This is a genomic window from Micromonospora sp. NPDC049089 (genome assembly GCF_040648775.1).
Lineage (GTDB): Bacteria > Actinomycetota > Actinomycetes > Mycobacteriales > Micromonosporaceae > Micromonospora.
On the sequence record NZ_JBEZEH010000298.1, the window covers coordinates 1 to 6,070 of the forward strand.

The following is a 6,070-nucleotide window of genomic DNA, read 5'->3' on the forward strand; positions in this document are numbered from 1 at the left end:
GGGAGACCTTCGTGCCGCCGGCGACGAGGCCGGCCAGCCCGTCCAGTCGGGTGGCGACCACCGGGTCGGCCGACCTGACGGTCGGCGGAGGCCGGCGGGACACCCTGCCCGCATCGCTGCGGCCGCGGCCCGGGGAGTCCGCCACGGTCCTGTTGACCCTCGACGGGGAGTGCCCCATCTGTCACCGACTCGCCAAGGCGGTGGAGGAGGAGATGGCGACTGCCGCTTGGGCCGGGCTGCGTGTGGTGCGGGTCTTCAGCAGCATCGACGCCAGGGACCGGCATCCGGACGTGGTCGCCATGGAGACCGTGGCGGATCCGGACGTCTGGGCGGCGGTCTACGAGGGATACAACCCCACGCTCTCCGTCGTCAACGCCGCTGGCGAAGTGATCTTCCGGCGTTTTGTCTACGCCGACACGAACCTGACCGAACTTCTTGCCGAGGCGAGCGCCGTGAGCCTCACGCAGGGCAAGGGTGCACCCTCCCGGGAGGCAGTATGAATCTCAGCGTCATTCCGTCCGCCGATGACATGCCTGCCGACGCCGTCTCGAGCGTCCTGGTCGCGCGTCTTCGACAGATCAAGCCGTCGCGACGGACGGTGTTCAAGGGCCTCATGGTCTCCGCGATGGCAAGCACCCTCGTGCCGTTGGACTGGGCCATCAACAAACGAGCCGCCTTCGCCGGCCCGACGAGCGAGCACACGTCCTGTCCCTGGGACTACACGCCCTCGTCGGCGAACTGGTGGAGCGGTACGGGGCAGTGCACGGGTGGCTGGCGTCGGGGTTCGTGGCCTTGCGCCAGTAAGTACCACTTCGAAGGCTTCCGTTCGTACAGCGACGAGGGCTACACCTCCAACCGCGTCACCACCTACTGCAGCAGCAAGAACGCGTGGCGGTGGAACGGTTACCGGTGCTCGGACGCGATGACCACCACCGTGTGGAACAGCGGAGAGCGTCACTACGACCTGACCATTGCGCAGTGCGCGGTGTAACAACGTGACACGTAACAAGTACGGGGATTCGGCGGAGCGTCCAGCGCTCCGCCGACACCTTCTGGACCCTCGGACCTTGGCAGCCTTGATCCTGCTGGCGGCGGCCGCGCCGCTGGCATTGAGTCAGATGCTGCCCGACCCTTCCCGCCTCCCCGCGCTGGCCGCGCTGGCTGTCGCCGGCGCGGCGGCCGGCTACGCCAACTCCGGCTCCACTTGAAGCCACAATTCAGCATTCTTGCTGACCGCGTCGGTCTGGCGCGGAAAGAGTCCGTTGTTGTATTTCGGAATCGGCCTGTTCACCGGAGCTGTTGTTGTAGCGGTAATCGCCGCAGTCGTCGGTGGTATTGCGCAGTCTGTCATGCCGGGGATCCTTCGATGGATTCTGCTGGGGGCGATCGCAGCGGTGATACTTGCCCGTGAGTTCGGACTGGTGTCCTTCCGGATCCCGGAGAATCGACGCCTGGTGCCCGAGTCGGTGACCAGTCGGGGGCCCGAGGTGGGTGGATTCCAGTTTGGGTTCGAGATGGGCACGGGAATGCGGACCTACTCACCGTCCGCACTGCCGCACCTCTTGCTCATCGCGATCTTGCTCGTGGTTCCGTTCATTGGTGCGCTGTGCCTGGCGTTCGGATTTGCTGTCGGACGCTGGATCATGGCGGCGGGCAGCGTCGGATACGACGAAGACGGTACGTGGAGCCTGCTGTGGGCTCGGTACGCACGTCTGCTGGTTGCCGCGATGGCCGTCGTTGTCGTGATCATGGGCGTGATTGGATTGATGTGAGATTGGCAGCGTTCCCAGCTGGGTGGCGACGCATGGATCCACGGCGCATCTACCTCGTGTACGACAGCCGGTGCGGGGACTGCCGCGGCGTCGCGGCCCAGGCGGAGCACGTCATGGCACGGCCGGTTGCGTTGCGGTCGTGCCATGATCCGAACCCCGACTGGCGGACGCAGCCGGTGGCCGCCGACAGGCCCAACTGCCGCCGTCCACTGCTCGTGCTGGAGATGGAGGACGGTGACCTCGTCGAGGTTGCCGGCCTTCTCCTCTGGTGGCACGCTGCCCGGCTGGTCCATCCCGCACGGTGGTTCCCGGCGCTTCGGCTCGCGTTCCGGGTGGCCCGCCTGATGGCGACACGACAACGGCCGCCTCGCCGCCCAGGGCACCCGGGTTGGATCAGCGGCACGTAGATTGATCACCGTTGGTGACGTCAGGTGGCGCCGTTCGGCTGCTCCCATCCGACGGACCACCTGATGTTTCCTGAGGAGCGTGATGGAACCGGTACGGTTGACCAAGTACGCCCGCGGCGGTGGCTGCGCCTGCAAGATCCCGCCGGGCGAGCTGGAGATCATGGTGGCCGGTCTGGGCCCGGCGACCGGCACCGCCGAGTTGCTGGTCGGGTTGGACCACGGCGACGACGCGGCGGTGGTGCGCCTGGATGAGCGGACCGGCCTCGTCAGCACCGCCGACTTCTTCACCCCGGTGGTCGACGACGCGTACGACTGGGGCCGGATCGCCGCGGCCAACGCGCTCTCCGACGTCTACGCGATGGGCGGCACCCCGCTGGTGGCGCTCAACCTGCTCTGCTGGCCGCGCGACGTGCTGCCGCTGGAGTTGGCCCGTGAGGTGCTGCGCGGCGGCCAGGACGTGGCGCGGGAGGCCGGCTGTCACCTGGCCGGCGGGCACAGCGTGGACGACGACGGCCCGAAGTACGGTCTCGCGGTCACCGGCACGGTCCGCCCCGAGGAGCTGATCACTCTCGACGCCGGTCGGGCCGGAGTGCCGTTGTCGCTGACCAAGCCGCTCGGGGTGGGTGTGCTGAACACCCGGCACAAGGCGACGGGGGAGAGCTTCCCGGAGGCGGTGGCCACGATGAGCGCGCTCAATCGGGAGGCCGCCCGCGCGGCGGTCGCCGCCGGCATCCGGTGCGGCACCGACGTGACCGGGTTCGGGCTGCTCGGGCACGCCTCGAAGCTGGCCCGGGCCAGCCAGGTCACGGTGGCCATCGACACCGCCCGGGTGCCCTATCTGGCCGGCGCGCGGGAGGCGCTGCGCGACGGGTTCGTCAGCGGCGGCAGCCGGCGCAACCTGGAGTGGGTGACCCAGTGGACCGACTTCGGCGCGGCGGACGAGGCGGAACGGCTGCTGCTGGCCGACGCGCAGACCTCCGGTGGCCTGCTGGTCGCCGGCGAGGTGCCCGGCGCTGTGGTGGTGGGCGAGCTGCTGCCCCGCGGGGAACACCTGGTCGTCCTGCGCTGACCGGGGGCGGTCGACCCGCTGCGGGACACGCGGTGGCGGTGGTGCGGATGCCGCACGATACCCGATAAACTGTCACCTTCCCGCTACTCCGAGCAATGCCGCTCAGGGAAATTTTGCCCGGAATGGTCACAGACCGGTAACTTGCCCCCGGCTGGGGTCAAATGCCCCCCACCATCGTGTGTAAGGCCCGATCCGGAGGCCGGTGGGGACGAACGCAGCGAGGAGGCGGAATGACCGAGCTGTGGAACTGGAGAATCGACGGGGCTCAACCCGTGGAGGTCTACCCGGCGCTGGCAGAGGCGCTTGGTCGGGTGGTGATGCCGCTGGCGGTGGCCGACCCGGCGCGGCTGCCGGCGTACGCGGTGGTGTGTGACGTCTGGCAGGCGCCGGGCGAATTCGCGACGGTGGTCGACTGCTACGGAGTGCCCGAGCAGCTCTCCGAGCACGCGAGCATCGCCGCACTGGCCCGATTGCTGGGCCGCAACTGCCTGTTGCGCGACGACACGCTCGACGCGGGCCGGCACCTGCTCGTCGCTCCGGACGGCACGGTCCGTCCGGTGCACTTCGACGTGCGGGACACCGAGGACGGTGAGGTGCTCAGCAGGCTGCGGCTCTGCTCGCTGGGTGACCCGGGTTGTCGGGGCTGGTCGCAGTGTCACCGCTCGCGCTGGGCACCCGACACTGTCGCACCGGCGCTCGCCGCGGCCTGACCCTCTCCAGGGTCAGGCCCGGCCGGGTGCCGTGCCGGTCAGCGGCGATCAGCTGGCGGCGGTGGCCGACCGGTCGGTGGTGCCCCGCACCACCAGTTGGTCGAGCAGGACGCGCGTCGCTTCGGCCACGGCGGCCACTGCGGCGTCGAACGCGGCGGCGTTGTGCGCGGCGGGCGCCCGGAAGCCAGAGATCTTCCGGACGTACTGCAACGCTGCCGCCTCGACGTCGGCGTCGGTCACCTGCGGGGTGAACGGCTCACGCAGCGTCTTGATGCTCCGGCACATGTGAGTTCCTCCTCGGTTGGTGCGCTACTTGACCAACGATGACATCGTTGGGGCTGTTGCCTATTCTGGTGGCGCGTCAGGGCCCTCGGGCCGTCCATCACACCTCCCGTGGCGCGTCCGCGGGACCCGGAGAATCCTTGTGGACAACGCACCCACCCGCCCATCCCGTCCGGGCCTGGACGACTTCACCCATAGCCTGGACACTCCGCTGGACCTGCTCGTCGTCAGGCACGCTGATCTGGTCGAGGCGGTCCGGCGGCATGTCGTCGCGGATGAGCCAGTGCCCTCCGGCACGGTGCCCGTCGCCGCCTTCAACTCGGCCATCTGAATGGTGGCCTGTCGGTGTGGTCCCTCCGGAGCGGATGGATCATGCCGACGGATCAGCCAGTTCGTGCTGAAGGTGCACAGTCGGTGCGATCTCAGCTGCGACCACTGCTATGTCTACCAGCACGCCGACCAGACCTGGCGTGGTCGACCGGTGCGGATGCCGCTGGCCACGGTTCGGGCCGTCGCGCAGCGGATCGCCGAGCACGCCCGCGAGCACGAGCTGCCGGTCGTACACGTGGTGCTGCACGGCGGTGAGCCGTTGCTGCTCGGGGCCGCGGGGTTGCGGGAGGTGCTGGCCGAACTGCGCTCGGCGATCACCCCTTGGACGCGACTCGACCTGCGCATGCAGACCAATGGCGTGCTGCTCGACGAGGAGCTGTGCCGGCTGTTCGTCGAGTACGACGTGCGGGTCGGTGTGTCCTTCGACGGCGACCGGGCCGCCAACGACCGCCACCGGTTCTTCGCCCACGGCGGCAGCAGCCACGAGCACGTCCGCCGGGCGCTGGCCCTGCTCCGTCGGCCGGAACACCGCGCCAGCTACGCCGGCATCCTCTGCACGATCGACGTCCGCAACGATCCCGACCGGGTGTACGAGGCGCTGCTGGCCGAGAGCCCGCCCCGGGTCGACCTGTTGCTGCCCCACGCCACCTGGGACCATCCGCCGCAGCGCCCTGGCCCCGAGCCGACCCCGTACGCGGACTGGCTGGGGCGGATCCACCGGCGGTGGGTGGACGACGGTCGGCCGGTGTCGATCCGGATGTTCGAGGCGCTGCGCCCGGGTGGCGGCGGCACCGAGGCGTTCGGCCTGGCCCCGGCCGACGTGCTGGTCGTCGAGGCGGACGGGACCTGGGAGCAGGTCGACTCACTGAAGACCGCGTACCACGGGGCGGCCGGCACCGGTTTCGACGTGTTCGACCACTCGGTGGACGAGGTCACGCGGCACCCCGGGGTCGCGGTTCGGCAGGACGGTGTGGCCGGGCTCTGCGCGACCTGCCGGGCCTGCCCGGTGGTCGACAGGTGCGGCGGCGGCCTGTACGCCCACCGCTGGCGCACCGGCTCCGGCTTCGACAACCCTTCGGTGTACTGCGCCGACCTGCTGCGCCTGATCGACACAGTGGACGCCTACCCGCCGCCCACCCCGCCGGTCCCGGCCGACGGGTCGGCCACCTCGCCCGTCGACGAGTTGCTGGACGACCTGGCGACCGGACACGGGTCGGCGTCGACGCTCGCGCTGCTCGCCGCCACCCAGCTCTCCATCACCCGGGCGCTGCTTGCGGCCTTCCAGGACGGATCCGGCACCACGCCCGCCTGGGAACTGCTCGTCCACCTCGACCAGTCGGCGCCGGAGGAGGTCCGCGCGGTCCTGGCGCACCCCTTCGTCCGCCCGGGGCTGGTGCGTCGCCTTCACTCGTCGGCCCCGTCCGGCCTCGGCGCGGCCGTCGACCCACTGCCGGCGCTGGCCCTCGCCGCGGCGCTGCGGGCCGGCGTCCCGGCCGCGCT

At 70.2% G+C, this 6,070-nt stretch carries 10 protein-coding genes; 9 read left to right on the forward strand and 1 reads right to left on the reverse strand.

Features of this window, described 5'->3' with window-relative positions; genetic code table 11:
- The 7 genes from AB0B48_RS31375 to AB0B48_RS31405 all read left to right on the forward strand — a co-directional run.
- Positions 1-500, forward strand: a 500-nt coding sequence (locus tag AB0B48_RS31375; protein ID WP_357207912.1) for a hypothetical protein, incomplete at its 5' end; no start/stop codon positions are given.
- Between the two features lie 125 nt (positions 501-625).
- Positions 626-991 (forward strand): hypothetical protein, encoded by a 366-nt coding sequence (locus AB0B48_RS31380; protein ID WP_357207915.1) that lies wholly within the window; start codon positions 626-628, stop codon positions 989-991.
- A 76-nt stretch (positions 992-1,067) separates the two neighbouring features.
- Positions 1,068-1,208, forward strand: coding sequence for a hypothetical protein (locus tag AB0B48_RS31385; protein ID WP_357207917.1), 141 nt, complete (start codon positions 1,068-1,070; stop codon positions 1,206-1,208).
- An 18-nt stretch (positions 1,209-1,226) separates the two neighbouring features.
- The gene (locus AB0B48_RS31390) at positions 1,227-1,772 is read left to right on the forward strand and encodes a hypothetical protein (RefSeq protein WP_357207919.1); all 546 of its coding nucleotides are present in this window, start codon (positions 1,227-1,229) and stop codon (positions 1,770-1,772) included.
- A 113-nt stretch (positions 1,773-1,885) separates the two neighbouring features.
- Complete coding sequence (locus AB0B48_RS31395) at positions 1,886-2,179, forward strand: hypothetical protein (RefSeq protein ID WP_357207922.1); 294 nt, start codon at positions 1,886-1,888, stop codon at positions 2,177-2,179.
- 79 nt (positions 2,180-2,258) lie between these two features.
- Positions 2,259-3,248: a selenide, water dikinase SelD gene (gene selD, locus AB0B48_RS31400; RefSeq protein ID WP_357207925.1), complete on the forward strand. Its 990-nt coding sequence runs from the start codon at positions 2,259-2,261 to the stop codon at positions 3,246-3,248.
- A gap of 230 nt (positions 3,249-3,478) precedes the next feature.
- Positions 3,479-3,958: a hypothetical protein gene (locus AB0B48_RS31405; protein ID WP_091400520.1), complete on the forward strand. Its 480-nt coding sequence runs from the start codon at positions 3,479-3,481 to the stop codon at positions 3,956-3,958.
- 48 nt (positions 3,959-4,006) lie between these two features.
- Here the strand turns inward: AB0B48_RS31405 and AB0B48_RS31410 are convergent, their stop codons facing one another.
- A complete protein-coding gene (locus AB0B48_RS31410) occupies positions 4,007-4,243 on the reverse strand; it encodes a DUF2277 family protein (protein ID WP_355009924.1) in 237 nt (78 codons plus the stop codon).
- A 139-nt stretch (positions 4,244-4,382) separates the two neighbouring features.
- Here AB0B48_RS31410 and AB0B48_RS31415 point away from each other — a divergent pair, with 139 nt between their 5' ends.
- Together AB0B48_RS31415 and AB0B48_RS31420 are read left to right on the forward strand one after the other, a co-directional pair.
- Entirely contained in the window at positions 4,383-4,571 is a 189-nt protein-coding gene (locus tag AB0B48_RS31415; protein WP_357207928.1) for a hypothetical protein, read from the forward strand.
- Between the two features lie 63 nt (positions 4,572-4,634).
- A partial coding sequence (locus AB0B48_RS31420; RefSeq protein ID WP_357207930.1) for an FxsB family cyclophane-forming radical SAM/SPASM peptide maturase occupies positions 4,635-6,070 on the forward strand: 1,436 nt, incomplete at its 3' end.

What these genes read in the sequence shown, in the direction of transcription:
- AB0B48_RS31380 (WP_357207915.1), top strand. Translation starts at nt 626, where the DNA reads ATGGCAAGCACCCTCGTGCCGTTGGACTGGGCCATCAACAAACGAGCC.
- AB0B48_RS31395 (WP_357207922.1), top strand. Translation starts at nt 1,886, where the DNA reads ATGGCACGGCCGGTTGCGTTGCGGTCGTGCCATGATCCGAACCCCGAC.
- AB0B48_RS31405 (WP_091400520.1), top strand. Translation starts at nt 3,479, where the DNA reads ATGACCGAGCTGTGGAACTGGAGAATCGACGGGGCTCAACCCGTGGAG.
- AB0B48_RS31410 (WP_355009924.1), bottom strand. Translation starts at nt 4,243, where the DNA reads ATGTGCCGGAGCATCAAGACGCTGCGTGAGCCGTTCACCCCGCAGGTG.